Genomic DNA, 2,080 nt, shown 5'->3' with positions numbered 1-2,080 from the left:
CTGTCAATGCGAAACCGCATGGCAGCTGTTTTTTAATTGTGTTTCAAAAACGGGGAAGTTTCCAAAAAAAGCGAAATTTTCAAGATATTTAAATAGAGGGGCATGATAAATTTTTGAAAATCAATCCGCGTATAACGCTGATTATGCTGTATAATATCAAAAAGGCGGAAAATATTCCGTCAGGCTTGCGTGTTAAATCACAACAATAGGGTAATGACAGAAAAATAAAAGGAGAACATACCATGTTCAAGTCAGCAGTAAAATCAAAGTTTTTAGCGTTTCTTGCGGTTATCGCGCTGTTTTGTGCGCTGATTTTCGCGGGAGGCTGCGGCGGAGGAGGCGGAGACGGAAGTTCTTCCTCCGGCGGTCAGTCAGCGCCGGTCTCACCGGACACACCTGACAGCAGCGAAGCAGTCGCGGTAATGAATGCCTACGGCGGGGCGCGCCCGAGCACGGAAAACGGCGACGGTTTTTTCAGAACGGAAGACGAGAACGGTGAAAAATCAGACTGGCAGCTCACAGCCGCCGCTCCCGACAGTCTCTATGCGTCTGCAACGGAAATAATCGTCCCTGCAAACGTCACTTACATAGGCTCGCACGCTTTCAAGGACACTCCGAGCGTAAAAAGCATACGGGTAATGGGTACGCCCGAAATAGCGCCCGAAGCCTTTGCGGACTGTCCTAAGCTTGAGTACGTTAAAATCGGCGTAGGCGAAAGCCGCACGCTGAAAGAATTCAAAAAATATATCGCGGACAACAAAAACGTGAGTTTCCACATCGGCGACAGAGCCTTTGCCAACTGTCCGAACCTGAAAACGGTGGACTTCGGCTGCGTTGGAGCGCCGACAGTCGGAAGCGACATATTCGGCGGCAGAACAGTAACCGTGCTTGCGCCCTACATCTACCCCGAAGAATACAAAAAGGCGTTCAAAAACGTCAGTACGACAGGCAAAACATGGATGACAGATTTGCCGGACGCGATACGCATAAATCAGATTTCAATTCCAGGCACTCACGACACCTGCACAAAAGGCGTAGATTCGATGTTTGTTGAACAGGCACAGACACAATGGCTGTGGACGGGAGAACAGTGGGACTGCGGAGTGCGTGCCATGGACTTAAGACCGATACATTACAGTAAATATTCAGACATGCGCATATATCACGGAGGTATCGGCTGCAACATGGACTTTGACGATGTCCTCGGCATAATTCGGGATAAACTTCGCTCAATGCCCAACGACACGGCAATAATAATCGTGAATCATGAAACATCATCGCCCTCTGACCTGTGCCAGATTTTGCCGACGAGCTTTTGGAAAGGCAACAAAGCCATACAGGATCAGCTCGGAGAATTTGACGACATCAGCGTTAAATACCACAAAGGGCTGACACTCGGCGAAATGCGCGGCAAAGCGCTTTTTGTGAGCCGCGACCCCGAAAACGACATAACACCGCACGGAGCCTACGCCTACGGTTTCAACAAGAAAAACAACAAAATAGGCACGTCGGAAACAGACCCGTCAAAATATGAAACGCTGTGGGTGCAGGACAAAGACAATCCCGACGGCAAAGACGATAAACGAGCGGCGCTGAAAGAATACTTTGACGACTTTTCAAAAGCGGCAGACGGAAACCCGAACTGTGAAATTTGGTGCTTCAACCACACCTCGGGCTATACAGGAGGCCCGCCTTTTGGCATAAACTATCCTGACAACGCCGAAAACGTCAACGGCTGGGCGGCGGACTACATTAAAGGCAGCATAAGCGGTCCCGCAGGCTTCGTTATGATGGACTTTGCAGGAACACACACAAGAAAACGCAACACCAGCAATTACACAGTTTACGGCGACACGCTTGTCAACGCGGTAATAGAACACAATTACAGATAAAGGAGAGACAAAATGTCAAACAGAAAAAACAGACTATTCGCGGCAATAACGCTTGCAGCCTTCCTTTGTCAGTTCAGTTCCGCGGCGTTTGCCGCTTCGGCATACCCTGTACTGGGACACGGAGCAGGAAGTTACAGCCTTTACGTGGGCAGTTCGGAATATACGTGGGCAAAGGGCAATTACTCTGT

1 protein-coding gene is annotated in these 2,080 nt (G+C 49.2%); it reads left to right on the top strand.

The annotated features are described in order from the left end of the window. The first annotated feature begins 242 nt into the window (after positions 1-242). The gene (locus KBS54_02855; protein ID MBQ0055071.1) at positions 243-1,892 is read left to right on the top strand and encodes a leucine-rich repeat protein; all 1,650 of its coding nucleotides are present in this window, start codon (positions 243-245) and stop codon (positions 1,890-1,892) included. Positions 1,893-2,080: the final 188 nt, after the last annotated feature.

It is taken from the genome of Candidatus Equadaptatus faecalis (assembly GCA_018065065.1).
In the GTDB taxonomy this organism is placed as follows: domain Bacteria; phylum Synergistota; class Synergistia; order Synergistales; family Synergistaceae; genus Equadaptatus; species Equadaptatus faecalis.
This window is presented reverse-complemented; position numbering and strand designations above follow the sequence as displayed.

What these genes read in the sequence shown, in the direction of transcription:
- KBS54_02855 (MBQ0055071.1), top strand. Translation starts at nt 243, where the DNA reads ATGTTCAAGTCAGCAGTAAAATCAAAGTTTTTAGCGTTTCTTGCGGTT.